Origin of the sequence: Paenibacillus sp. 19GGS1-52 (assembly GCF_022369515.1) — a bacterium.
In the GTDB taxonomy this organism is placed as follows: domain Bacteria; phylum Bacillota; class Bacilli; order Paenibacillales; family Paenibacillaceae; genus Paenibacillus_AQ.
Genome location: NZ_CP059724.1, coordinates 5,578,208 through 5,603,748 on the forward strand (window position 1 = coordinate 5,578,208; position 25,541 = coordinate 5,603,748).

The following is a 25,541-nucleotide window of genomic DNA, read 5'->3' on the forward strand; positions in this document are numbered from 1 at the left end:
AAAGGCAGTTCAAGGGACTTTCCCTGAACTGCCTTTTTCTTATCGTTTTGTAATAAATTCTCCAATCTCCAATAACGGCGGGCTCACCTGTACCGTGTCGGGATATTTGATGCCCGCACCGGTATTTAGCACAACGACCGTTTCGCCTTCTTTGATCCAGCCTTGATGCGCCAGCTTGCGTGCCGCCGCAAAGGCTGCTGCGCCTTCCGGACAAATAAATGAGCCTTCCAAGCGGGCTATTTGGGCTTGTTCGAGGCTCATCTCATCGTCAGAGACAGCAATAGCCACGCCATCCGTCTCATAGATGGCCTTCAGCACCAGAAAATCTCCGAGCGCCTTCGGTACGTTGATCCCGAAAGCGACGGTAGTGGAATCCGGCCAGAACTCCGACCGTTCTGCCTTCTCTTGCCAAGCCTTGACTATAGGCGCACAGCCTTCGGCCTGCACGGCGACGAGTCTTGGCAATTTGCCCTCCACCCAGCCAATTTCCTGCAGCTCCTGCAAAGCTTTATAAATACCAATAAGTCCAACTCCACCACCGGTAGGATATAAAATAACATCCGGCATTTTCCAGCCCAACTGTTCAACAATTTCAATGCCCATCGTCTTCTTGCCCTCAATACGATAGGGTTCTTTCAGGGTAGATGCATCATATAGTCTTTGGTCCGCTACCTCTTGGGCTACGATTTTACCAGCATCGCTAATCAAGCCGTTTACCAGATACAACTTCGCTCCGGCCAAAGCCACTTCACTGCGGGTAATCTTGGGAGCATCCTGTGGCATAACAATGGTAGCTTCAATACCCGCCCTAGCTGAATAGAGTGCCCAAGCAGCACCAGCATTACCGTTGGTTGGCATGGCCAGTTTCTCTACTCCCAGCTCTTTCGCTTTAGATACCCCCACCGCGGCGCCGCGTGCTTTAAAGCTGCCGCTGGGTACAAGGCTTTCATCCTTCATTAATAAAGTAGTGATGCCATAATCGGCACCCAGCCTCGGAAGCTCCAACAACGGCGTCATTCCTTCACCCAGAGTCACTACGTTATTGCTGTCCAGCACTGGGAGAAGCTCATGGTAGCGCCATAAGTCGGGTTTCCGGCCCAGCAAGGCTTCACGGCTCCATTCCTCCTTCAGATTGTCAAGCTTATAACGAACCAGCAGTGGTGAACCGCAGACGCATAGCTGTTGAATCGAGTCTGCCCCGTAGTTCTCCCCGCATTGTGGACATTCTAAATGTGACAAATAGCTGTAACTCATGCTACACTCCCGCTTTCATTGGTTTAATATAGAAGATACATCCATTCACTATAGAATAAATCAGTTCTTCGCAGGTGGCCAAATTTCATCCATACAGTTACAGTATCAGGAACATTTTCACTCCTTTTTACGTCATGGTACAATAAAGAGAAACAAAACTGAGAAGGTGCCTCTATTGTTCCATCCTACTGTCTTTGATAATATAAAAACCGCTTTCGAGAATCAAATCTATGATCTAGATAATCTAGAAGGAACGCTCATGGTTACGGATCGCACAGATCTCTTGGATTTGGCTATCATGTCCAGAGAATTTAGTCTCTCCTTCCAACTGACCGAGGGCGGGAATGTAACAGCCGAAGTTGTACTTCATTCAACACTCAAGGATTTGGGCGACGAAATTCTGGAAACGCCGGATACAACTCCAGGTTGTAATCTCCTGCTTCGCTTTTATATGGAAATAGAGGATGATGAAACGGAATGCCTAGCTATCCAAAATATCCTGAGTTCCATATGGGGGCCGGAGCTTACGCCAGTGCAATCCTTAAGTTTTATTTATGGTCAAGACAGTGAAACTTATAATAATTGCATTGAGCTTAAATTCAAACGGCAAATTACTGAGGAACAAATGGAAGATATTCCAAATCTGCTGAAGCATCTGCTGCAAAGTGCAGAGGAGTTAGAATCGTTATAACTATCGAAGGGGTGAACAACTAATGGAATTCATGCCTCCTACCAGAAGCTCGCGCTGGTTCCTCTGGATACCGTGTTATGCTTTACTGCTATGGCTGCTCTTCATTCTGCACCGGTACGTCTTGCTCGGACAGACGGCAAACGGGACCTTTCTGCTGCGCTTCGCCCTATTATCCCTTGTCATATCCACGATTCTTAACAGCTGTGGTTGGCTGGGTGCAAGGCTGCTATGGCTGATTACCACGGGCGGGATTATTATCGGACTGGGGCTTATGTTCATCTATTCCTATAGGGACATGTCTGGCTGGGAGGACCTTGCGGGCTTTCTCACCTTCGCCATATTTATGCTGGGCGGATTTGCACTCGGCTTATTGGCGGAAGTCGTTCAATGGTTGATGAAACGGCTGCGGAAATCCTGACTAATGATGAGGTGGTGTACCTTTGTCCAATTCCTTCCTGACCAAAAAAGCGCTCGCCCAGTCCTTGAAATCGCTGATGGAGCATATTCCACTGAATAAAATATCAGTCAAGCATCTTGTAGATGATTGCGGGTTGAATAGACAGACTTTTTATTATCACTTTCAGGATATTTTTGATTTACTGGGCTGGATTTATAAGACCGAAGCTGTGGAAAGTATTGCCCAGTATCGCAGCTATAGCACGTGGACGGACGGCTTCTATAGAATCTTCTGTTATATTGAGAGCAACAAAGCCTTCTGCTACAACACCCTCGATTCCCTCGGCAGAAATCATCTGGATGCCTATCTTTATGAAGTGACGAATGACCTGATCATGGGCGTCATTAACGAACTTTCTTCCAATATGACAGTCAGTAGCGAGGATAAACGATTTATAGCCAACTTCTATACTCTGGCCTTTACTGGTCTCGTGATCCAATGGTTGAGAGATGGCATGAAGGAACAGCCGAAGCAGATTATAGCGAAGCTCAGCGAGCTCATTGAGGGAAACTTCCTCAAGGCGCTGCATAGATATGAAGATAAGCCGTCGTGACCCTTGGGGTACGCGGCTTTTTTTGCGGAAACTGACCGAAAACTAGACACTTTGCCCCAAATGACTAAATACCTTACACTGCTCCGGTATTGCTTATACCTTCCATGTCCTCATAGGTTTACATTAAGAGCATGAAGAGCAAGCAAGTAATATACCCTTTGGAGGCGACAGTTGTGAAAAAAGAGTACGGTAATAAACAGGTTTATTTTGTCGGTGGCGGAATTGCATCACTTGCGGGTGCAGCATACCTCGTCAGAGACTGTGACTTTCCGGGACAGAACATTCACATCATTGAAGAAATGAAAATTCTCGGCGGCAGCAACGACGGTTCTGGAAATGGCGAGCAAGGTTATGTCATTCGCGGTGGCCGGATGCTCAATGACGAGGCTTATGAGAATTTATGGGAGCTGCTGCAGTCTATTCCTTCCATTGATCATCCGGAGAAATCGGTTAGAGAAGAAATTATAGAATTCGATAATGCCAACCCGACTCATGCTAATGCCAGATTGGTGAATCGTAAAGGCGAAATAGAAGATGTTTTGTCCATGGGCTTCGATATGGCGGACCGACTGGCGCTGGGCAAGCTGATCATTACACCGGAAGACAAAATGGGCAAAGCTCGTATTAATGATTGGTTCGGCCCGCATTTCTTCCAAACTAATTTCTGGTATATGTGGGCGACTACCTTCGCCTTCCAGCCTTGGCACAGTGCGGTCGAGTTCAAAAGATATATGATCCGCTTTATGCATGAATTTCCAAGAATTCAAACTCTGGAAGGCGTAACCCGCACACCTTATAACCAATACGATTCTATTATTCTGCCCATGCACAAGTATCTGGAACCACATGGTATTGATTTCACCTTAAAATGTACGGTAACCGACCTGCAATTCAAAGATGGTGATGGGATTACTGTTACCAAGATGAATGTGCTGCGCCAAGGGGTAGCGGATGTGATCGAAGTCAACGAAGGCGACCTTGTGATCGTCACAAATGGCTCCATGACTGAAGGCTCTAGTATTGGTTCCATGACCAAAGCGCCACAATTAAACGGTAAGGGAAGCTCATGGAAACTGTGGGAAAATATCGCCAGCAAGAAGCCGGGTCTAGGCAATCCTTCCTCCTTCGATGACCATGTAGACGAATCCAAATGGGAGTCTTTTACCGTAACGTTCCAGGACTCCAAATTCTTCGATCTGATGGAGAAATTCTCGCGCAACCGGGCCGGTACTGGCGCCTTGGTAACCTTCAAGGATTCCAGTTGGTTCATGTCCATCGTCTTGGCCTTCCAGCCACATTTCCGCAACCAGCCAGAGAATGTGACCGTGTTCTGGGGCTACGGACTGTATCCGGACAAGGTCGGCGATTTCGTCAAGAAGCGAATGAGCGATTGTACCGGGGAAGAAATTATGGAAGAGCTGATCGGTCATCTTCATTTTGAAGAATCTAAAGAGGAGATTATGGCTTCCGCCAATTGTATTCCTTGTATGATGCCTTATATTACCTCCCAATTCATGCCTAGACTGAACAGTGACAGACCCAAGGTTGTTCCGGAAGGCTCTACCAATCTGGCGTTCATCAGCCAATATTGTGAGATTCCCGACGATGTTGTGTTTACCGAGGAATACTCCGTAAGGGCGGCAAGAACGGCAGTTTACACGCTGCTCGGCATGAACCGGCCGATTGAGCCGATCAACCAGTATCAATTCGATGTCCGGACGTTGTTCACGAGCTTTGTGACTTCATTCCGCTAAAAAAGCAGCTATATAAGTTGAACTTAAGATTTTGCTGAATCGGCTTTAATCGTAACTGCAGTGAATGTTTGGACTTCCGGCCGCTGTTGTCTCCCGATTTCTTGATTTTATTCCGCTTTAGCGGATGAAATCCGGAGACTGCCTATGCTTTCGAAGCGAGCTTTCCTTTGGAAAGCTTTCAGGCGGTCGCTATCGCTCCTACAGTTCCAAAATTCCCTTCCGTTACTTTTGCCTTTTGCTAAGTTTTCCAGTTCAACATGTACAGTAAAGGCAGCCTCCCCCCGGTACTTTTCCGGAGTGCGGCTGCCTTTTTGTGTATAAACCTTTTTAGCAATAAAAATCAGGCTGGGCGCCATAATCAGCGCTTGACCCAAGCGTAACTAGTTAAAACGCACATAGAGCCACTTCCAACAAATGTAGCAGGGTCACTACACCGAAATAGAAGGAAATTCTCCCCCTAATTATAAGGGAATCAAGCTATTTTAGAGATTAAAGGGAATTTATCCCTTTAAATTTGTCCGTTTGTACATAAATGAGCCATTCGAAAGGAATTAGAGGGGGTTTTGATAAAATATAGAGGGAGAAATTCCCTTTATCTAAAAAGTACGGGCTCATTTATCGGGAGTATAAATAGGATCTGAGGTCATGTGAAAAAGTTACACACTGCAAGACCCGTCAGAACAGCCATCATCCGTTGAGACCTCGGACTTGCCCGTGCCGACTACTTGCAGAACCGGAGCATTCTGCTCCTCAGCCCATACGGTATCTAGTACTTCAGTGAATACAGGACCAGGCTGAGCGCCGGAAACAGCATATTTATTATTAAAGACAAAGAAAGGAACACCGGTAATATTCAACCGCTGGCCTTCGGCAATATCTGCATTTACTTCAGCCTTGTAAGCCTCGGATTCCAGCATCGCCGCAGTAGCAGCCTGATCCAAGCCGACCTCGGCAGCAAGAGATACCAGTACAGAGCGTTCACCCAGATTCAGCGATTCCGTAAAATAAGCCTGCAGCAGCCGTTCTGTCATTTCCGCCGCTTTCCCTTGCGAACTGGCATAATGGCTCAAGCGATGGCTGTCAAAGGTGTTAGTAGACTGCATCGTATCAAAATGAAAATCCAAGCCCACTCCTCTAGCCTGCTCAGCCAGCTGTTCGTTCATCGCCTTAGCCTTATCACGGGTCATTCCATATTTTACGGCCAGCAAATCATGAATATCCTTATCGCTCTTTACAGCAGCGGTAGGATCAAGTTGGAAGCTGCGATACACCACTTCTACCTTGTCACGATTAGGAAACTGACTCAGCGCGTTTTCAAGCCGTCTTTTACCTATATAACAGAATGGACATGCATAATCGGACCAAATATCTATTCTCATGATATATACCTCCTGAATGTTGTATAAGCTTATACTTCTGTACCATAACGCAATAACAAAGCAATAACTATAAATACGTCACTTACTATTATATAGTTAATAGCTCAAAATTACAAATTTATTCTCATAGCTATTCTGAAGTTTACCCTTTGCTCATTCCGCCATATCCTGTAGTTTTAGTCAGTAACGTCATCATTGCAGCTTAATAGGAGAGATAATCATGAAAGAGGTTTCGCAAGCGCAGCACAAAAACTGGCCAATCGTACTATTGCTCCTGCTAATGTATATTATTGTGGCGATGAGCGACAACTTTAAGGGGATTTTCTTCCCTCTGTTTAAAGAGGATTTCGGAGTGAGCAATTCGCAGATTGGTTATGTATTAACAGCTTGCCTGTTAATGTATGCGCTTTTTCAATATATCGGCATATCGGCGGGATTCTGATCGAGAAAATTGGCTACAAATCCATCATCTCGCTCGGCTTTATTATCTCGATGGGCTCTTTGGTTGTGCTGGTCACCTGTAAATAATGTTCAATGTGGGGGTAAATACGTTAGGACCGGCGATGAACGTAGCTTCAACTGCTGTGCTGATGAATTTTGTCAATTTCTCCTATGGCACCGGGAATACGGCGATGCAGCAGGTGACGGGAACCCTGTTGAAGCAAGGCGTGCGCTGGCAGACCTTTTATCTGATAATGCTGTTCTGCTGCGTCGCTTTATTCATCTATTTGCTGCTGTTGCGAATTCCCTACAAGCCACAAACGGGTGATGGAGCCTATAAAAAAAGTCATATTTTTCGCAATAAGCTGCTCTAGGCCTATATTGCTGCAGTCGGGTTCTATGCTTTGGCGTATCCTTCTCCTTCTACATTGTAGCGGTCTGTCTGATCCTCAGCACGATCGCTGTTCTACCCATCCGCAAGCAATCTGCAGCAATGTTGCAGAAATCAAAACATATAGTACATAGATTACAAAGGCGCCGTCAATTTGGGTGCAAAGCCATCCCCTAAGCGCAATGTAGTCAGTTCGGCTCCAAGCCCTAAGCTTTCCAGCAGAAGATTGTTCAGCTTGGCACCAATAATCTCCTCGGAATAATTGGAGCGGACAATTTGAAAGGCGGCCTCGCCCAGCTCTGAGCATAAAGCGGGATCGCCCAGCAGCTTACTAAGAGATGCAGCAAGGGCGGCAGGATCCAGATTCTCCGCAAGCAGACCGTTCACACCATTCTGCACCAGCCCTCTTACCCCCATGACATTAAAAGCAACTGTTGGCAAACCGCAGGCGCTGGCCTCCAGAATGACGAGCGGCAGCCCTTCATAGCGGGAAGGTAACACGAACAGCTCGGAGGCATTATAATAATTCGCCAACACTTCTTTATCACGAATCGAGCCCAGTAGAATTATTTTGTCTTCCAGACCTTTTTCTCGAATCATTTCCTGCAACCTATGTTCATCAGGTCCGTTGCCGGCGATTAGAATCTTGAGATCCGGAATATCCTTGAGCTGCTGTACAGCTTCAACAAGCAAGGAATGCCCTTTCTGATGCTCGAACAGACGGCCTACAGTAATGATGTAGCGACTGCCCGGGTCAAGTCCAAGCGCATGAAGTGCATGTTTTTTATCCCGGCGGTAAAAGATTTCCGAATTCACAAAGTTGGGCAGCAGTCGGATCCGGTCTGACAGCCATGGGAATTGTGTAACCATGCTAAGCTGCTCATCTTCATTAAGCGTAGTGAGGAAAGTTGCCTTATGCAGCGTTCGTTTCTTAATCGGCATAATCCATTTATGAATACTGCCACCGTGATACGCGGCTATAATCGGTATATTCAATTTCTTGGCGATAGAGGCCAGCCGTTCGAATCGTCCTGAGGCATATTCCTGGGCATAGATAAGATTGATTCCATCCGCGCGGATTATTTCGCTTAAATCCTTATGAATAGTAGACACATATTGAGAGATAAACTTCCCAATCGGGGTCCGATGAGATAAAGGAATGGCATGGTAGGCTCTATAAAGTGCGCCGAGCGGAATAAACTTTACCGTGCAATCCACAACCCCATGCTGGTAAGTTCGTACCTCATTGCCACTGCGTACAAAATTGTAAATGGTCGTGTGTATGCCGCTCTTGCCCAAGAGACGCGCATAGTCGAAAGAAAAGTCATTATGGTATGAATTCACGTATTCCTCTTCAGTGAGCCCCAATCCCTTAACGAAGAAATCCTCAAAGTAATTAGTATGCATAAAGATCCCGACATGCATAACGTTGCCTCCCTTTATACTACCGAATTGTTGATGGGCCACTGATGTCATTCCATTATAAACCCTACAGAACTAAATAAAAGTAAACGAAAGTGGTATATACGTCCTACTTCAGAGGGGAGTATTATTGGGATATTAGCTTTTGTCGGGAATTTGTACATTAAAGCGGACGAAACAGTCGTCCGGGAAGGAGTCAGCGAAATGCATGATGTATCTATAGTAATTCCTACCCGCAACCGGATAGAAGACCTAAGACTATGTATCGAGTCCATTGGCAGGCAAACTGAGCTAGAGGATATATCCATCGAGTTGCTTATCGTTGACGACGGTGAACTTCCAGAGAATACGCTGAAGTATTTCCGTAAGGTACTGGCCGGAATGCCCCAAGCTGAATTGAAATATTACCGTAAGACTAAACCCGGTGTCTGGCTCTCCCGTTATGAAGCCCTAGGACTGGTAGATGGTGAGATTCTACTGACCTTCGATGATGATGCCGAACTGGACGATCCCCTCTACATTCGCCGAATGCTGGATACCTATGCTGCGGACAAGTCTATTGTGGGTGTAGGCGGCATAGCTAAAGGTCTCTCCAGCAGCCGCTCTGGCAAACTGCTTGGCATGCTTACCTGCCAAATGTCAGGCTCCCCTGGAAGACTGTCTGCAAGTACACTCGCAGGCTCCCTGCTGCGATGGGGGGAGACAGAAAATACCTTCGAGACCGATTTTTTTCACGGCTGCAATATGTCATTCCGGCGTACGGCCCTGCAGGATATGAAGCCCTACCCGTGGATGACCAGCTATGCTGTTGCTGATGATATTTACATGTGCCACTTGGCCAGTCGTTACGGCAAGCTTGTAATTAATCCGGAGATGAAGATCACCCATCATGAATCTCCTAGCTCACGTGACAAGGCTGGACGTGTCGCCCGAGCCACCGCGATCAATCATTACTATCTACTAAATTTGCGAAAGGCTCCGGTGAGGAACTATGCGGCCCTACTCTGGACATTGTCTTATTTAACAGGGAAAGCAACACTTAAGCGGAATTTCAATGCGGTATCCGGTTATGCCGGGGGTATTCTGTTTGTACTTAATCCCCGCAAAAATAAATATAGAGAATATATGCTCGATTAACCTACTAGGCACGTTATTGCTTGTTCCAGCTCCGCTTCGAAATTTGGGGTGCGGAGTCTTTTTATGTCCCAATTTGTCATGAATTATAGTTTCCCCCGTCCCTCATCTGGGGTATGATAGTAAAGATGTGGTCAAGAAACTAACTTTATGGATGGTGGAACATGTTTAAGAACAAGAAATTGACGCTAATCCTCGCCGCTCTCGTCATTATCCTCGTCATAGCTGTCAGCGTCTGGCTATTTGTTGGCAATAAGAAAGACAGCACTTCTGAAACTCCAAACGGAGCAACGGTAACAAAAGAAGGCGATACAACCTCTATGTCACAGACTTTCTATATTTATGATACGGTTGTAAATATCAAAGTTTATGGTGACACAGTAGCTCAAAAAAATATGGATCATATTCAGCATATGCTGGAGCGAATGGATAAGGAGTTCAGTCGCACCAAAGAAGATGGTGAACTTTATGCCGTCAATAAGGCAGCCGGAAAAGAAGCAGTTGTTGTTTCCGACGAAACCTTGGATATTGTCAAGCAATCGGTGAAGTATGCCGAGGAGATGGACGGGCTGTTCGATCCTACCATTGGCCCCCTCGTGGATCTCTGGAATATCGGCAGTGGAGGCGACCATGTCCCTCCTCAAGCGGATATAGACAAGGCAAAGAGCCTGATCAATTACAAAGATGTTATTATTGATGAAGCTGCCAAGACTGTGAAACTGGCTAAAGAAGGCATGATTCTTGATATGGGCGGTATCGGCAAAGGTTATGCTGCCGACCGGGTCGCCGACTATTTGAAGGCACAGGGCCTAGACAGCGCTATGATTAACCTCGGCGGCAGCAGTATCATTGCCCTTGGCAACAAACCGAATGGGGCGCAGTGGAACATTGGCCTGCAAGACCCAGACCAAAGCCGTGGTACACAGCTTGGTACGATTAAGATTACTAATGAGGTTATCGATGCTTCAGGTGTATACGAACGCTTTTTCATGCAAGACGGGGTCCGCTACCATCATATTCTTGATCCGCGTACAGGCTTTCCTTCTCAGAATGGCCTAAAAAGCGTGACGATCATGAGTCCGAATGCTACAGATGCAGATGCCTTGTCCACCGGAGTATTCCTGATGGGTGAAGAAGCTGGCATCAAATATCTAGAAGCACTTCCCGAGAATGTAGAAGCTTTCTTCATTACCGATGACAATAAGATTTATGCAACCTCAGGGATAAGACAAAGACTGCAATTGACTGACCCTACGTACAGCTTTGCGAATTAATATTTCTATGCTTGGTGCTTTAACTTTCTAACAGCACTTGCACAAAAAGGGTTAGAGCCATAGGCTCTAACCCTTCTTGTCGTCCGTCACACTATAGGCAGCTTGCTGAATTCCTCATAGTCAGTGAAAATATAGCTTGGTTCTTGGTCTGTTGCCGGCTGTCTTCCTCGTGGGTTGTACCAGCATACCCTCCAACCAGCGGCAAGAGCCCCAACCACATCATTAGCCCATGTATCTCCTATATAGATCGAATTCTCAGCTAAAGTTCCTGTCATGCGGTTGACGTGAGCAAATAGTTCCGGGTTCGGCTTGGCGATTCCCACAGCATCAGAGATAAAGATTCTATCCAGCGGGATGAGTTGATCCACACCCAGACCGATAATCTTCTTCATCTGATGCTCTGCAGGGCCGTTCGTAATAATACCTACAATATGCCCATTTGCAATAAACCGTTCCAACTGCTCCCGCACGCCTTCGATCATCTCAATCTGGTATTGACGACCGATATAGGATGCTTGGACCCTTGACGCCTTATCCCGATTAAGGGGTAGACCAAATTCTGCAAAAGCAAGCTCTAGTCGCAGCACCCGCGTCTCCTCAAGTGGAAGCTCCCCACTTAGATACTTCGGCCACAGCAAATCACTGTGATGCCTTACGATGTAGAATAATTCTGCATAATCCAGACTGCTCTCATCTGGAGTCAGAACTTCACGCACCGCTTCCCGAAAAGGAACCAGATGATCATACAGCGTGTCATCCAAATCAAAAAATATAGCTTGCTTGTTGCTATTTACCAAGTTAACTCTCCTCATTATGTCTCTATCTATTATTTAAAAAAGAGATTATAGGTATAAAATTCGTCATCCTTTATATAACCTTGTCTTTCATACAAGCGCTGGGCAACAAAATTATCCGTCATTGTGGTTAGTGACAAGCCCTTGGTGCCTGTACTTACAGCAAAATCGCGAGCTCCCTTCAACAACAGGGAACCCAATCCAAACCCGCGTTGCGTTGCAGATACAAACAAATCATTGAGTATCCAGAGCCGCTGCATAGTCACCGATGAGAAAGACGGATACAGCTGAGTAAGGCCACCAGCACGTTTATTGTTGCCTTCACCCTCTACTGCCATGAATATAACGGATTCATCATGCTTTAGCCTTTCCGTCAAAAAGGCACGGGCTCCTGTCGGATCGGATACCTGACCATAAAACACCCGGTATTCATCAAACAGTGGAATAAGCAGCTCCAGATCCTCCAAACCCGCCCGCTCCATACGATAGTTCTGCATCATAATCGCTCACTTTCTTGGCTTCCGCCTCTTTTACGGTTATTTTAGAACCATTAAGAAGCTCTGCACATGGAGAAAACGCTGCAAAATTTGGACATTTCCCCTCATCTCTTGGATTCATAGAATACATGGCGGGCGCTGACTCTACCTTCTTCTATATCCAGCAAACCGAACGAATATAATTTCTCACGCCGTTTATCCGTTGGAGAGCCCGGATTGAAGAGCAAGATGCCATTCTGCTTATGAAGCAACGGCTGATGCGAATGACCAAACAGAATGACGTCCACCTGTTCATCGGCAAATGCCAGGAGCGCATTCCCGTCTGTACCTTTGCCTGAGTAAGGCGCATGTCCATGTATCATTCCAATACGTACTCCCCCCAGTGTAACGATCTTGCGCTCACCAAACCGCGCAATAATCTCGGCACCATCATTGTTACCGGCAATTCCTTCCACTGGAGCTAACTCCGCCAGCAGATCATAGATCTCTAAGTCTACCCAATCGCCAAGATGTAGAATCTGGTCCACCTTGCGAAATTCTGCAATAAGCTCCTGCGGCAAAGACTTCTCATTCTTGCTCATATGTGTATCTGATACTACTCCAATTCTCATCTTGTCCAGCTCCTAATCTATCCTTGGTGATGATACCCCTTTTATTTGAACTTCTTCCAGTCCTGACTGCTATTATCCAGCAAATGGGCAAAATCATTCTCCAGCCGTTTCTTCTCGGCAGTACGCTGATCTTCCACTACCTTACGGACAGCTTCTTTACGGTCGTTCTCCTCAGCCTTCAACTCATCAGACTGCGCTTTAAGCTTGCTTAAGACATCGCTGCTGAGCAGGTCCTTCAGCGTAGCGGGACCATCTACCGCAGCAGGGCGCGGAGTAGTTGGAAATTTCTTCTTTTTAGCCATATATATCACCTTTTCTGGTTGTGTTATAGTTCAAATTTGTTTTAGTTATAGGTCTTTTCGTTTATAATGACAATAAGAGGTGAGCTTTATGAAATCCACAGATCTGTGTCCACGGTTACAAAAAAGCATGGATATTATAGGCAGACGTTGGACAGGCCTGATCATCTATCAGTTACTGCAAGGACCACAGCGTTTCGGTGCCATTGAAGCTTCTCTTCCGATCAGCGGCAGACTGTTGTCTGAACGGCTCAAGGAACTGGAACTGGAGGGTATTGTCCATCGGGAGGTCTTCCCCGAAACACCCGTAAGGATCCAGTACTCCTTAACGGATAAAGGTCTTGGACTGGAGCCTGTCATTCGGGATTTGCAGCACTGGTCAGATGCATGGATCGAACCCGTAGCCGAATCTATCGAACCTTGATTTCTTATGATCCCAATTTACGTCCGATGATGACTAAATCACGCTCGATGCCGTCCATTTCGGCAATTCCGGGCAGTAAACCCCATCGTTCAAAGCCGAATTTCTGCAGCAGTTGCAGGCTTGGCTGATTATGGCCAAATACAAAGCCAACGAGATTTTTTACGCCTAGGCGTGGTGCTTCCTCTATTGCCTTGTTCAGCAGCAGAGTTCCGGCTCCACTGCCGCGAAAGTTCTCATTCACGTATACACTGATTTCTGCAGTTCCATTATAGGCAGGTCGGCCATAGAACGACTGGAAACTGAACCAGGCGGCAATCTGTCCCTCTTGTCGCAGCACCCACAGCGGACGATGATGGCTGTTATGCTCATGGAACCACTGCTGTCTCTCTTCTATAGTGACCGGTTCCAGGTCGGCGGTTACCATCCGACCTGAAATTGTAGAATTATATATTTCTACAATTGCCGCTAAATCTTCCAGTGCTGCATCTTCAATACTACCCTTCTGCCAATCCATACATTCATTCCTCCACATTGTAAATGATAATTCCCTACACAGAATTCACTTCAAGCCAACCTGCTCCAGACTCCATTGCCATAATCGCCCAGCCTCTGCTGTATTCTCAGCTCTTGGAGACAGCTCCTTGATCTTGCGGCGGTAATAATACTGCCCAGTCACTTCACGCAGCTCCGGTGCAGTCGCCAGATAAATCGCTGTATCCGCACCCTGCTCAGGAGTCAGAAAGAAGAACGACACCAGCTTCAGAATCGAGCGGCCAAAGCCGGTCTCGCGGTTCACACCGATGTTGGTTCCCACTGCTCCCGGATGCAGACAGTTGGCAGTAACCCCTGTTCCCTGCAGCTGTTTAGCCAACTCTTTAGTGAACAGAATATTGGCTAGCTTGGACCTGGCATATCCTTTGGCCGGGTTAAAGCGACGGGATAGGGTAGGGTCTTCATAATGAAGGGCACCGAGCTTGTAGGCGCCCGAGGCAACTACAACTATACGCCCCTGCTCTGCTGCCTTAAGTGTATCCAGCAGGAGATTAGTGAGCAGAAAATGTCCCAGGTGATTCACACCGAGATCCAGCTCAAAACCGTCAGCCGTTAGCTGGCGTTTAATAGCCACTACTCCGGCATTATTAATTAACACATCCAATACGGAATAGCTTGCCTTAAACTCCTCAACGAAGCTGCGGATGCTCTCAAGCGAGGCCAGATCGCAGAGCATCAGCTCAATATGGTCTGAACCGCTTTTCTGCTTGGCGTAAGCAAGCGCATCTTCCCCGCGCTTACGGCTGCGGCAGGCCATAACAACCTGTGCCCCCCTGCGCGCCATTTCAACTGTTGTAGCCAAGCCCATACCGGAGTTTCCTCCGGTTACAATCACGATTTTACCCTTCATGCTTAGTACCCCTTCCTAACGGAACCTACCAGCCTGGATCTATCTAAGTTGAACTTAAGATTTTCCTGAATCGGCTTTAATCGTAACTGCGGTGAATGTTTGGACTTCCGGCCGCTGTTGTCTCCCGATTTCTTGATTTATTCCGCTTTAGCGGATGAAATCCGGAGACAGCCTATGCTTACGATGCGAGCTTTCCTACGGAAAGCTTGTGGGCGGTCGCTATCGCTCCTACAGTTCCAAAATTCCCCTCCGTTACTTTTGCCTTTTGCTAAGTTTTCTAGTTCAACTTATATAGCCTAATCTTTTCAGATACTATGTTCTAAGATAATGTTACATCATTTTATAAGCTGGAGATAGTTTGGAATTAACTTTAAGGCGTGAACGTCTCCTACTTCTCTATGATGTGCACCCTCGTTAGTTATGATCTATAATAGAAACATTGCAGTTTTTAACGTGAATCTGAGAGGGGAACTACTGAAATGAACGATGCACTAAAAAGTCTTGAACAAAAAATGATGCCTGAGGGCCTTGATGCTCTGCTCGTCACAGATCCCAAGCATGTCTACTATTTGACGGGGTTTGCCAGCAATCCACATGAACGCTTTCTTGGTTTACTCCTAATCAAGGGAGAGGAGCCTGTACTGATCGTTCCGGCATTAGATGCAGAAGCGGCCCATGCGGCCTCGGCGGTTACGAAGATTCTGACACATAGCGATACGGATAATCCCTACCTCCTGCTTAAAGAATGTCTTGGCAGCACAACTCTGAATACACTCGGTATCGAGAAGGAGCACTTCTCCGTAGCGCGTTATGAACTGCTGGCTGAGTCCATAGCGGCGAAGAGCTTCCACGATATTGGTCCATTACTGCGCAGCATGCGCGCCAAGAAGACCCCTGAGGAAGTCAGCCGCATGAAGCATGCCGCTGAGCTTGTAGAAGAAGTTCTGCGCCGCGGTCTTGAGCACGTAAAGACTGGTGTAAGCGAAATCGAACTGGTGGCCGAGCTGGAATATCTCATGAAAAAGGTTGGTGCCTCTGGCCCCTCCTTCGATACCATGGTGCTCTCCGGTCCGAATACTGCCCTGCCACACGGCGTACCGGGCAGCCGAATGATCCAGCCAGGCGATCTCCTCATGTTCGACCTTGGCGTGTATGCTGGTGGATATGCTTCCGATATTACTCGCACCTTTGCTGTGGAAGAGATGGATGCCAAGCTTATGACCCTCTACACTACAGTGCTGGCTGCCAATGAAGCCGGTATTGCTGCTTCCGTCGCAGGAGCTACCTTTGGTTCAGTCGATCAGGCCGCACGGGAAGTGATCGCTGCGGCAGGCTTCGGACCTTATTTCATGCATCGTGTCGGCCATGGTCTCGGAATGGATACACATGAATACCCTTCTCTACACGGGTTGAATACAGATGTTATTGAGAATGGGAACGTGTTTACCGTAGAGCCCGGTATTTATGTTCCAGGGCTTGGCGGCGTACGGATTGAAGATGATGTATTAATTACTGCGGACGGCCCTCAGACACTCACAAGCTTTCCGAAAGAATGGACTGTTCTGCATTTGTAGGCAGTGATCTTCTAAGTTATGCATCTGATATTTCAAGAAAGAGCCACGCAAATTCGCGTGGCTCTTATTACTGTCTAGGAGGAGATATGGGTATCCGCTGCTCTCTGAACTGCAGACTCCTCCTCAGCAAACTTGAAGGAACGAGCGATGTAAAGGATTGGCGTACCTGCTGCAGTCAACAAGAACTTCGCAACATAAGTTGTGAGCAATATCTGAACCCATACCTTCCATTCATACGTGCCCGCGAAGGCAATCGTACAGAAGATGAGTGTATCCACAAAGGAGCTGACCATCGTACTGCCATTGGAGCGAATCCATAGCTGACGGGATGTGCTGTAATATTTTCTTATCCACGAATATAACCGAACATCGAGAAACTGGCTGATAAAATATGCTGTAAGGCTACCCAGTGCCAAGCGTGGCATAAGTCCAAAGATTTTTTCCAGGGATTCCTGAGCGAAGTCGCTCTCATCCGGAGTGAACTTCAGCGCCATCTGCATAATAACCGTTGTCATCAGCAAGGTGAAGAAACCGAACCAGACCGCCGTTCGCGCCTCTCTCCGCCCGTACTTCTCATTGATCAAATCGCTGGTCATATATAGAGTCACATACATCGTATTTCCAAGGGTCATAACAATATTTGGTGGCATGGAAATTGTTTTTGTGACCTGAATGTTAGCAATAACCGTAGCAACGCCTACCCAGGCATATAAGCCTTTTTTGCCAAATAAGCGGTAGCAGAGAAGAAAGAAAACAAAATTGACAATAACAAACCCAATTCCCCATAACAAGTTAAACATTCTACTGATACTCCTCCTAGTTTTGTTTACGCGGGATGGTTACGAACCGCGGCTTCTTAGTCTCTTCAACAAAATATTAACTCTATCATAATAGCGATAGACATTCTATGAAAACCTTAAATTTTTATGAAAAAAAGCTCTTTTTTGCGTCATTTTCTACAATTAAGAAAAGTATTAGACAATAATCCATCTTTTTCAGAAAAAAATGCGGTACAACACACAACTTTCACTATTCAACCTGAGGTTAATTCTATAGAATAGTATCAATCACGTTGTCTAACCCCAAGCTACAGCTTGATATATGACCTAGACCCATGGAATATATTGCTGCTCTGCCAACTCCCAGCGGTTGGTATGGGATTAAAGATGCATGCTACAGAAAAGGAGAGAATGATATGTTTAGTTTCAAGCATTCAATCAGTCGCAAGTTCACGCGTTTGTTGTTTATCGTTCTGTTACTCACGTCTCTTTTGTTAAGTGTCAGCTTCTACTTTATATCCATTAATACAATCAACAGTTATGTCATGCCACAAATCAATAAACTGCTGACAGCAGCCGCACAGGATGTGTATAAGAATCTAAATGCTACCTTTGCCCAGCAAACGCTTGGCAAGAACGAGCAGGCTTCTACGAATGTTGAATTCTATTTCCAGGATAAGCGGAAGCAGCATGATGTAGAGACCATCTTCCTGATGGAGCTAAAGGATGGCAAGGCGGTTACTCTGATTGCAGATCACGGTTCTAAGCTGAAAGCTCAGGAGAGCCTTGAAGTATCACCAGCAATGGAACAAGCCTCTAAAGGAAAAAGCGGACTTAGTGATATCTATAGTGATAGTCACGGTATACATAAAACAGCGTATGTCGGCATCCCCGGCAGTACGATGATTATCGGTGTAAGTGCTGATGTCGGTTTTGTTAAAGAAAAAATGAGCAGTATTCTCTGGACCAGCGCAGGTATTACACTAGTGGCCTTAATTATTGGTCTGAGCGGTGCTATGTTCATGAGCCGGCGAATTACACGTCCAATAACTCAACTCGCAGCGTACAGCAACAAGTTGGCAGAAGGGGATTTCACACAGGAACTAACCATAAAGGGCACCGATGAAGTAGGACAGCTCTCCGAAAGCTTCCGGACGATGACCCTGCGGCTGAAGGAAATGATCGGGCAGGTCCTAGATACCTCAGGCTCTGTAGTTGCAAATTCCAACGATTTGAGAGAACGTGTACTCATCATGAATGATATGGCAGAGCGTTCTTCATCATCGGTTATAGAAATAGACAAGGGCAGTATCGCGATCGCGAGCAGTGCCCTGGACAATTCAAAAGCGATGGATGAGATCAATCTGGGTATTCAGCATATTGCTTCTGCAGCAGGCGAGGTTACTGAGCAGATTGGCGAAGCTTCTGAAAAAGCCGTGGGTGGCAATGATATTGCCCAAATTGCGGTTGAGCAAATGCGCCAGGTTGAGCGAACCTCCAAACAATCGCTGAAACAATTTCAGACTATGAATGAACGTTCTCTACAAATCGGTGAGGTGGTACAGGGTGTTTCTGAAATCACCAAACAAATTCAAATGCTGTCGCTTAATGCTTCCATTGAAGCGGCTCGTGCCGGAGAGCATGGACGTGGCTTTGCGGTTGTAGCAGGAGAGGTTCGCAAGCTGTCCGAACAGTCCAAGAACTCTACCGAACAGATCCGCGACTTCCTGCTGGGTCTACAGGAAGATATGAAGCGTTCTGTCACCGACATTAACCACTTGCATACTGAAGTTGCTTCCGGCGTGGGCAAGGTGGCGGAGGCGGGCGATGCCTTCAATCATCTGCTAATTCTCATTCAAAGCATCGATCACAGTATTCAATCTGTATCAGCAGCCACACAGCAAATCTCGGCAGGAACTGAGGAGGTTAGCGCTTCAGTTGAAGAAACTGCCCAAATCACCGCCAAATCACAAGCTAGTGCGGATATGCTTACGCAGAACTCCGAGCGGCAGCGTGTAGAGCTCGAAGGTCATTCCCAGACGGTAGAGGAGCTGCATGAACAGGCAGTGAAGCTGCAGGAAGCCGTGCAGCAATTTAAGATTTAACTTAACTGGATAAGCATATTGCAATCAACAAGAAACAATCTATACAGTAAGGGGCTGTCCCATAAGCCATGAAATGGCTGCTTGGGACAGCTCTTTTTTGGAGTCAGATAGACATTGCGCTTGTGAGGACGCTCCGCGAACGGACCGTTGTTTCAATCGCTGTGGTCTCCAGATTTTTTTCATTCCCCTTAGCGGTGAAAATCCGGAGACCAAGGCGAACGCTATCGCTTTTCCACAATCGTTCCGTCCTCTCCGCTGTTTAAGCGGGACTCGTATCTACAATCCTTCTAAAAATCATAAAAAAAGAAACCTTTCTTTGTTAAAATGGAAGTGCGACCAACCATTTTAAATCAAGGAGAGGTTTCTTTTGTACATTCAATATACCATGGACCAACTTTGCTTGCCAATGGATTTAGAGGACGACATTCCAGAACATCACCTCGTTCGTATCGTCAATGCCGCCGTTAACCGGCTGGACGACGGCATTTTTGACGCGGCCTACCCAGGTGGTGGCCGTGACAGCTACCATCCTAAAATGCTGACCAAAGTCATTATTTACGCCTACACGCAGCGCATCTATTCCTCTCGCCAAATCGCCAAATCCATTCGGGAGAACATCCCCTTCATGTGGCTCGCCGGTCGGCAGCGGCCAGACTTTCGGACGTTGAATCGATTTCGTTCCCAGCGGATGAAGAACGTTCTCGAAACCGTATTTACCGCCGTGCTTCAGTTTCTGGCTGACGAAAAATACGTTTCCCTAGAGCATTACTTTGTGGACGGAACCAAAATCGAGGCGAACGCCAATCGCTACACGTTTGTTTGGGGGAAAGCCGTCAGTAAACACAAAGTCAAACTGCAAGATAAGGTGCAGGCCCTGTTCGCTGACATTGAAACGGCAGAAGAACAGGAAGAACAAGAGAATTCAGGCAAAGACCTGGCTGAACTCGGCACAGATTCCGAAGTGAGCAGCGTGAAACTTGAACAGGTGGTGCAAAAGCTCGAAGCTCAGCTGGCCCAAAAACCGAAAGACAAGCCCTTAAAAAAAGCTGTTCGGACGCTGCGCAAGGATTGGCTTCCCCGACTGCTGAAGTACGAACAATACCAAAAGCTCCTTGGTGACCGGAACAGTTTCAGTAAGACAGATCCAGATGCAACGTTTATGCGGATGAAAGAAGACCACATGCGAAATGGCCAGCTGAAACCGGGATACAATGTGCAAATCGGGACCGAAAACCAATTTATTTTAGCCTACAGTTTACACCAAAGACCGACCGACACCCGCTGTTTAGAGCCGCATATGGAAAAAGCGCAGCAGATCCTCGGAAAACTGCCAAAGACAGTCATTGCGGATGCAGGCTACGGCAGCGAAGAAAACTACGCCTATCTGGAAAAGAAAGAGATTCAGGCGGTGGTGAAGTACGGCAGCTACCACAAGGAAAAGAGCAAAGCCTGGAAAGCGAATGTTGGTAAAATCGAGAACTGGACATACGATGCAGCCGAGGATAACTGGACGTGCCCCGCCGGGGAAATGCTGCATTTCCGCAGAGAAAGTAAGGAAATCTCACAGAGTGGATATGAAATTCACAAACGTCATTACCGAAGTCAGAGCTGCGAGGGCTGTCCGTTGAAGGAACGCTGCACGAAGGCAGCTGGAGATCGGGAAGTGGTTGTTAGTATGGAACGACTGCGTTACCAAAAGCAGGCTCGGGAGATCTTGCGAAGTGAGGAAGGTTACGCCCTGGCCGTACGCCGAATGACGGAACCGGAAAGTGTATTTGGACAACTGAAAAATAACCGGGGCTTCCGGCGCTTTCTGCTTCGCGGCATGGAAAAAGTGACGCTTGAGGTCGGGTGGCTTTCGCTTGCCCACAATTTACTGAAGCGAGCAGCCATAGACCAAAAACATAGAGCAGCACACCTCCAATAACAGGAGGTGTGCTGCTCTGTTGACTTTTATGCTTTTGAAATTGAAGGTGGCCTGTCTCTGCTTGTAGAAAATCTACTTTTGAGACAGCCCCTTTTTGTGCTGTCCGATGAATAGACACACTCGTTTAATAGTGGGTTACCCCGACCCGCGATTTGAACGGCAAGAGTTTTGCTGTCGGCAGTTGCAGGTTACCAGGCGTAAACGCCCTTCTCATTCAAGAATTCGCCGTTATGACGTTGGCCATCTGTCGCATACCCTACTATAATCGCAGCGGCGGCTTCTTTCGATTTACCGCCTGGGGCATTGCCGTTAAGATCTGTTGAGGTGAATCCAGGTGTTACCGCGAATACTTGAGCGTTGCTGCCTTTGACTTCATAAGCCATTGAAAGTGTCATGGCATTGTTTGCCGTTTTAGATGAGTTATAATCGAATGCGTTTAAAGTAAATTCAGCATTTTGCATATGGTCCAGAGAAGCCATATCAGTCGATACATTGATGATTGTGCCTTCGTTATCTTTGATTAACGGGAACAACCGCTGGTTCAAACGGAAGGTCCCGAAAAAGTTAACTTCGAAGGCATTCCGCAGATCTTCCTCTTTGGTATCTGTAAAAGAAGGGGAGAACGCGCCAGGCATACCCGCGTTATTGATCAGAAGCAATAAGTCCGGATATTTCTTGCTGATCGTATCGGCTGCCTGTTCGATGCTTTTCAAGTCACCCATGTCGATTTGTATAAATTCTACGTCTAAGGAAGCTAACTCGGAAACTGCTGCTTCACCCCGTTCAGCACTGCGTGCGCCAAGGATGACTTTCCAGCCTGCTTCACTTAACTGCCTAACGATTTCAATTCCAATTCCTTTATTTGCTCCGGTTACAAAGGCCGTCTTTTTCATGCGAATCCTTCTTTCCCCAATTTGATTTTTCTTTAACAATTTATAAGTTACTATGCTACACTTAGTGTAGGTCAACAAATATTTTTTTATAAAAGAGGGCTAGTATGTTAACGATTGGAGAAGTGGCGAAGGAAGTCGGGATCAATATTGGAGCGATCCGCTTTTACGAAAGAAAGGGACTGTTGAAACCTGCTGCCCGAAGCGAACAGAATAACCGTCTTTATACGGATAATGATCTGAGCTGGCTGGTTTTTATCAAATGTCTTCGCGAAACCGGGATGAGTGTGGAGGAAATCAAAAAATATTATGATAAGGTGAACGAAGGAACCTCAACCCTGTCGGAGAGAATCCAACTAATTGAAGATCAAAAGCAAAAGCTTCTGGAAGATATGGAGAAGAAGAAAGCGCAGCTCGTTCATTTGGAAGAAAAACTGAAGCGCTATTATCGCGGGGAAAATTATTAATATAAGCATATAAGCCGGGTTATGTAGACTAAACTTTTAAATCTCATGTAAGAGCAAGTAGCATAATGATGTTATCCGCGTGGGATGGTCAAGAACTATGGATGTCTTCCTCCAAGTCCATTGGTAAGTTTTTGTTGTTTTAGTAAACGTTCCTCGTTAGTTTAATCATTCTCCCCAGAGAATGTACATTCAAAACGCTCGACACCAGGGTATTTTTCTCCTAGACTCATTATCTTGAACCCTAGTTTCTTATAGAACCCCTCAGCATTACAATCAGTTTCAGCTTTCATTTTTACTATATTATTGACTCGAATATATTCATGTACCAATTTTCTGCCAAGACCTTTCCCTCGATATTCTTGGTGTATAGCGATATGTTTTAGCTCCACTTCACCGAAAGAGCCATGTTTTATACCAATTAATCCCACTAGCTCATTTTTAATGAAACTACCATAAAGCTCCCTTGACTCCTCCTTAAGATATTTAGTGGCCTCTGCATTCACCCTCTCTTCGTCAGGCCACATGCATTCAGACAATAGATTTTTCACTGCGCTAAAGTCACTAAAATCTTTTAGATTCATCATAAAGGTCACCGCCAAGTTAATTTGTTGGTTTCGTCCTTTCGTTTTATACAATTCTCGAAGCTTACCACGTTAACCTGCCCGGGAGCTTTGTGCAGTTTCACGTCTAAAACTAAATTTTCTCAGTCAATGTCTTGGAGCCCACAGCATAACGGATACACCGATCACGCAGATTACAGCGCCTACCCAGTCATAAAGATCCGGCGTCTTCTTATCGACAAGCCAGCCCCATAACACCGCCAGCACGATAAATACACCACCATAAGCCGCGTACACTCTCCCGAAGGAAGGAAACTTTTGCAAGGTGGGAATAATGCCATAACCGATCAGAATTATTGAACCTACCAAACCATACCAAAGCGGGCGTGATTCTCTTAGCCATAACCAGACTAAATATCCACCGCCAATCTCAGCAAGACCGGCAATAATAAACAGTAGAACCGCGACTGCCATTGTAATTCCTCATTCCTGCTTGGGTTCAACGCGAAGCGAAATAATGCTTGGCGAATAATTGAGTGAGAAGTGGGGGCTGAAGTCGGTTGGTGGACAGTAGAGACCTTATTTATGTGCAATCGCTGTTTGGGAAACAGTCGCGGACACAGGTTCCGTTATTCGTGGCTTATGCACCTTATTTAAGCTGATTTCTGCTCTATAACGGATTCTCTGTCCGCTTGGATACGTAATTGAGGGCATTTCTACGAAATAGTGGCTTGTGTGTCCGACTAAACCAACTTATCGAGGAAAAATCCACGCCCACGCCCACGCCCACGCCCACGCCCTGACTATTTCCGCCTGTATGTGTTATTTCTCTTCAAATGTCATCAAAGCCCAAATTTCATTTTCTTGTTAAACCCATAATTTCATAGATAGCGCTCATGTTCAAGCTCTCGCGCGCGGCAGCAGCTAGACGATCGAACTCCTGCTCGCGAAGATCAGCGGCTGAGAAGGTCAGCTCTAGCGGCTCTAATCCTTTGGCTACCCGTATTCCATCCAGCCAGGCTCTGCGTAGAACGTCGTTATGAAACAGGCCATGTAGATAGGTGCCCCATACTTTTCCGTCCAGCGTTCCCCAGCCTTCCGACTGTATCGTCCCTGCCGGTTCGGTCAGATTGAACAGACTGCGTACAGAAGCCTCACCATGGTTCGTGGTTATGCCCATATGAATCTCATAACCGGTAACGGGGATATCTGTTACGATCTCCGGTAAACTACCCTTCAGTTGCAGAGGATGATCTGTCGCCAGGCTACCGCTGACACGCACCGTAGTCTTCTCCTGCAGAAAGACAGTCGACAGCGGAAGATATCCCAGGCCTGCTGTTTCTCTCGGCTCACTACTCTCTACCGCATCTGGATCGAGCAGCTTTACCCCTAACATTTGATAGCCACCGCAAATTCCTACAAGTTGACGCGCCCCATCCTTCAACGCAAGCGTAATCGCTGCTGGGAAACCTTGTTCTCTCAGGTATGCCAGATCGGCTGCCGTATTCTTCGTTCCTGGCAAAATAATAACGTCTGGCATCCCCAACTCCTCTGCACGGGTCACATAACGCACGGTGGTATCGGGTTCGTCGACCAGCGGATCGAAATCCGTAAAGTTAGAAATTCGCGGGTAGCGGATCACGGCAATGTCTAGTTCTTTGCCTTTATCGGCCCGGTGTTGACCCGACGTTCCTTCTAGTACTACGGAATCCTCCGCTTCAATCCGAAGCTGTGGCAGAAAGGGCAGCACACCTAGTACAGGAATGCCTGTGCGCTCTTCCAGCCAATCAAGTCCGGGCTGCAGCAGGGATAGATCGCCACGGAATTTATTGATAATGAAGCCTTTGACACGGGCCCGTTCATGTGGCTCTAATAGCTCCAGGGTACCGACTAGAAAAGCGAATACGCCGCCACGGTCGATATCAGCAACCAAGAGCACCGGGGCATCCGCCCAGCCGGCTAGATTCATATTCACAATATCCCGTGACTTTAGATTAATCTCAGCCGGACTGCCCGCCCCCTCCATCAGCACAACCTCGTAAGTTTCCCGCAGCCGATCGAGTGCATCCATCACTGTACTTTTGGCTTCCGGCAAGAATTTCTCACGGTATTCCCGTGCACTCAGCGCTGCATGCGGTACTCCGTGTACAACGATTTGGGCAGTCATTTCACCTGAAGGCTTCAGCAAAATGGGATTCATATCCGTGGTAGCCGTTATGCCGAACGCTTCCGCCTGCATCCCCTGGGCACGGCCGATTTCTTTGCCGTCAACGGTGACGTAGGAGTTCAGTGCCATATTTTGTGATTTAAAAGGAGATGCAAGGTACCCGTCCTGGGTCATAATTCTACCCAGGGCAGCAGTAAGCAAGCTTTTGCCCACATCGGAGGCCGTTCCTTGGATCATCAATACAGCCGCAGGCTTTCCCTTGGAATTGGCTGATGTTACGTCGTTATCTTCCATG

Annotated in this window: 27 protein-coding genes and 1 riboswitch; of the genes, 13 read left to right on the forward strand and 14 right to left on the reverse strand. The window is 46.8% G+C overall.

All coding sequences use genetic code 11. The annotated features are described in order from the left end of the window. Positions 1-39: 39 nt before the first annotated feature. Positions 40-1,254 carry a threonine synthase gene (locus H1230_RS25815; protein ID WP_239712683.1) on the reverse strand — a complete coding sequence of 405 codons (1,215 nt, stop codon included), beginning with the start codon at positions 1,252-1,254 and terminating at the stop codon, positions 40-42. A gap of 166 nt (positions 1,255-1,420) precedes the next feature. Here H1230_RS25815 and H1230_RS25820 point away from each other — a divergent pair, with 166 nt between their 5' ends. From H1230_RS25820 to H1230_RS25835, 4 genes are all read left to right on the forward strand, one after another. Continuing rightward, positions 1,421-1,945, forward strand: a complete 525-nt coding sequence (locus H1230_RS25820; RefSeq protein ID WP_345773376.1) for a hypothetical protein — start codon at positions 1,421-1,423, stop codon at positions 1,943-1,945. 22 nt (positions 1,946-1,967) lie between these two features. Beyond that, entirely contained in the window at positions 1,968-2,363 is a 396-nt protein-coding gene (locus H1230_RS25825; RefSeq protein ID WP_239712685.1) for a hypothetical protein, read from the forward strand. 22 nt (positions 2,364-2,385) lie between these two features. Further along, entirely contained in the window at positions 2,386-2,955 is a 570-nt protein-coding gene (gene dhaS / locus H1230_RS25830; RefSeq protein ID WP_239712686.1) for a dihydroxyacetone kinase transcriptional activator DhaS, read from the forward strand. Positions 2,956-3,128: 173 nt separating this feature from the next. Continuing rightward, positions 3,129-4,709, forward strand: a complete 1,581-nt coding sequence (locus H1230_RS25835; protein ID WP_239712687.1) for an oleate hydratase — start codon at positions 3,129-3,131, stop codon at positions 4,707-4,709. Between the two features lie 656 nt (positions 4,710-5,365). Here H1230_RS25835 and H1230_RS25840 read toward each other — a convergent pair. Next, positions 5,366-6,088, reverse strand: coding sequence for a DsbA family oxidoreductase (locus H1230_RS25840; RefSeq protein WP_239712688.1), 723 nt, complete (start codon positions 6,086-6,088; stop codon positions 5,366-5,368). A gap of 220 nt (positions 6,089-6,308) precedes the next feature. Here H1230_RS25840 and H1230_RS25845 point away from each other — a divergent pair, with 220 nt between their 5' ends. Further along, entirely contained in the window at positions 6,309-6,530 is a 222-nt protein-coding gene (locus tag H1230_RS25845; protein WP_239712689.1) for a hypothetical protein, read from the forward strand. 121 nt (positions 6,531-6,651) lie between these two features. After that, a complete protein-coding gene (locus H1230_RS25850) occupies positions 6,652-6,903 on the forward strand; it encodes a hypothetical protein (protein WP_239712690.1) in 252 nt (83 codons plus the stop codon). A gap of 152 nt (positions 6,904-7,055) precedes the next feature. Here H1230_RS25850 and H1230_RS25855 read toward each other — a convergent pair whose 3' ends face one another. Next, positions 7,056-8,345 (reverse strand): glycosyltransferase family 4 protein, encoded by a 1,290-nt coding sequence (locus tag H1230_RS25855; RefSeq protein ID WP_239712691.1) that lies wholly within the window; start codon positions 8,343-8,345, stop codon positions 7,056-7,058. A 201-nt stretch (positions 8,346-8,546) separates the two neighbouring features. Here H1230_RS25855 and H1230_RS25860 point away from each other — a divergent pair, with 201 nt between their 5' ends. Next, positions 8,547-9,479, forward strand: coding sequence for a glycosyltransferase family 2 protein (locus H1230_RS25860; RefSeq protein ID WP_239712692.1), 933 nt, complete (start codon positions 8,547-8,549; stop codon positions 9,477-9,479). 161 nt (positions 9,480-9,640) lie between these two features. Beyond that, on the forward strand, positions 9,641-10,750 hold the full coding sequence (locus tag H1230_RS25865; RefSeq protein ID WP_239712693.1) for an FAD:protein FMN transferase: 1,110 nt from the start codon (positions 9,641-9,643) through the stop codon (positions 10,748-10,750). Positions 10,751-10,836: 86 nt separating this feature from the next. Here the strand turns inward: H1230_RS25865 and H1230_RS25870 are convergent, their stop codons facing one another. From H1230_RS25870 to H1230_RS25885, 4 genes are all read right to left on the reverse strand, one after another. After that, positions 10,837-11,547, reverse strand: coding sequence for an HAD family hydrolase (locus H1230_RS25870; protein WP_239712694.1), 711 nt, complete (start codon positions 11,545-11,547; stop codon positions 10,837-10,839). Between the two features lie 29 nt (positions 11,548-11,576). Continuing rightward, positions 11,577-12,044, reverse strand: a complete 468-nt coding sequence (locus H1230_RS25875; protein ID WP_239712695.1) for a GNAT family N-acetyltransferase — start codon at positions 12,042-12,044, stop codon at positions 11,577-11,579. A gap of 101 nt (positions 12,045-12,145) precedes the next feature. After that, positions 12,146-12,652: a metallophosphoesterase family protein gene (locus H1230_RS25880; RefSeq protein WP_239712696.1), complete on the reverse strand. Its 507-nt coding sequence runs from the start codon at positions 12,650-12,652 to the stop codon at positions 12,146-12,148. A 41-nt stretch (positions 12,653-12,693) separates the two neighbouring features. Further along, on the reverse strand, positions 12,694-12,954 hold the full coding sequence (locus tag H1230_RS25885) for a YqkE family protein (protein WP_239712697.1): 261 nt from the start codon (positions 12,952-12,954) through the stop codon (positions 12,694-12,696). An 88-nt stretch (positions 12,955-13,042) separates the two neighbouring features. On the opposite strand from H1230_RS25885, the gene H1230_RS25890 reads away from it, so the two are divergent. Further along, entirely contained in the window at positions 13,043-13,375 is a 333-nt protein-coding gene (locus H1230_RS25890; RefSeq protein ID WP_239712698.1) for a winged helix-turn-helix transcriptional regulator, read from the forward strand. Positions 13,376-13,379: 4 nt separating this feature from the next. On the opposite strand, the gene H1230_RS25895 is transcribed toward H1230_RS25890, so the two are convergent. Both H1230_RS25895 and H1230_RS25900 read right to left on the reverse strand, forming a co-directional pair. Beyond that, a complete protein-coding gene (locus tag H1230_RS25895) occupies positions 13,380-13,889 on the reverse strand; it encodes a GNAT family N-acetyltransferase (RefSeq protein WP_239712699.1) in 510 nt (169 codons plus the stop codon). 45 nt (positions 13,890-13,934) lie between these two features. Beyond that, complete coding sequence (locus tag H1230_RS25900; protein WP_239712700.1) at positions 13,935-14,777, reverse strand: SDR family oxidoreductase; 843 nt, start codon at positions 14,775-14,777, stop codon at positions 13,935-13,937. 479 nt (positions 14,778-15,256) lie between these two features. Between H1230_RS25900 and H1230_RS25905 the strand changes: the two genes are divergently transcribed. Beyond that, a complete protein-coding gene (locus H1230_RS25905; RefSeq protein WP_239712701.1) occupies positions 15,257-16,351 on the forward strand; it encodes a M24 family metallopeptidase in 1,095 nt (364 codons plus the stop codon). A 74-nt stretch (positions 16,352-16,425) separates the two neighbouring features. On the opposite strand, the gene H1230_RS25910 is transcribed toward H1230_RS25905, so the two are convergent. Beyond that, on the reverse strand, positions 16,426-17,151 hold the full coding sequence (locus H1230_RS25910) for a queuosine precursor transporter (protein WP_239712702.1): 726 nt from the start codon (positions 17,149-17,151) through the stop codon (positions 16,426-16,428). A 10-nt stretch (positions 17,152-17,161) separates the two neighbouring features. Then, positions 17,162-17,207, reverse strand: a riboswitch (PreQ1 riboswitch). 339 nt (positions 17,208-17,546) lie between these two features. On the opposite strand from H1230_RS25910, the gene H1230_RS25915 reads away from it, so the two are divergent. Both H1230_RS25915 and H1230_RS25920 read left to right on the forward strand, forming a co-directional pair. Then, positions 17,547-19,235, forward strand: coding sequence for a methyl-accepting chemotaxis protein (locus H1230_RS25915; RefSeq protein WP_239712703.1), 1,689 nt, complete (start codon positions 17,547-17,549; stop codon positions 19,233-19,235). Positions 19,236-19,602: 367 nt separating this feature from the next. Continuing rightward, positions 19,603-21,162: an IS1182 family transposase gene (locus H1230_RS25920; RefSeq protein WP_239712704.1), complete on the forward strand. Its 1,560-nt coding sequence runs from the start codon at positions 19,603-19,605 to the stop codon at positions 21,160-21,162. A 188-nt stretch (positions 21,163-21,350) separates the two neighbouring features. On the opposite strand, the gene H1230_RS25925 is transcribed toward H1230_RS25920, so the two are convergent. Then, complete coding sequence (locus H1230_RS25925) at positions 21,351-22,055, reverse strand: SDR family NAD(P)-dependent oxidoreductase (protein WP_239712705.1); 705 nt, start codon at positions 22,053-22,055, stop codon at positions 21,351-21,353. A gap of 104 nt (positions 22,056-22,159) precedes the next feature. On the opposite strand from H1230_RS25925, the gene H1230_RS25930 reads away from it, so the two are divergent. Then, positions 22,160-22,519: a MerR family transcriptional regulator gene (locus tag H1230_RS25930; protein ID WP_239712706.1), complete on the forward strand. Its 360-nt coding sequence runs from the start codon at positions 22,160-22,162 to the stop codon at positions 22,517-22,519. Positions 22,520-22,680: 161 nt separating this feature from the next. Here H1230_RS25930 and H1230_RS25935 read toward each other — a convergent pair whose 3' ends face one another. The 3 genes from H1230_RS25935 to H1230_RS25945 all read right to left on the reverse strand — a co-directional run bounded on the left by H1230_RS25935 (position 22,681) and on the right by H1230_RS25945 (position 25,540). Continuing rightward, positions 22,681-23,103, reverse strand: coding sequence for a GNAT family N-acetyltransferase (locus tag H1230_RS25935; RefSeq protein ID WP_239712707.1), 423 nt, complete (start codon positions 23,101-23,103; stop codon positions 22,681-22,683). A 123-nt stretch (positions 23,104-23,226) separates the two neighbouring features. Then, positions 23,227-23,553: a YnfA family protein gene (locus H1230_RS25940; RefSeq protein WP_239712708.1), complete on the reverse strand. Its 327-nt coding sequence runs from the start codon at positions 23,551-23,553 to the stop codon at positions 23,227-23,229. Between the two features lie 382 nt (positions 23,554-23,935). Beyond that, the gene (locus H1230_RS25945; RefSeq protein WP_239712709.1) at positions 23,936-25,540 is read right to left on the reverse strand and encodes a cobyric acid synthase; all 1,605 of its coding nucleotides are present in this window, start codon (positions 25,538-25,540) and stop codon (positions 23,936-23,938) included. Position 25,541 lies beyond the last annotated feature (1 nt).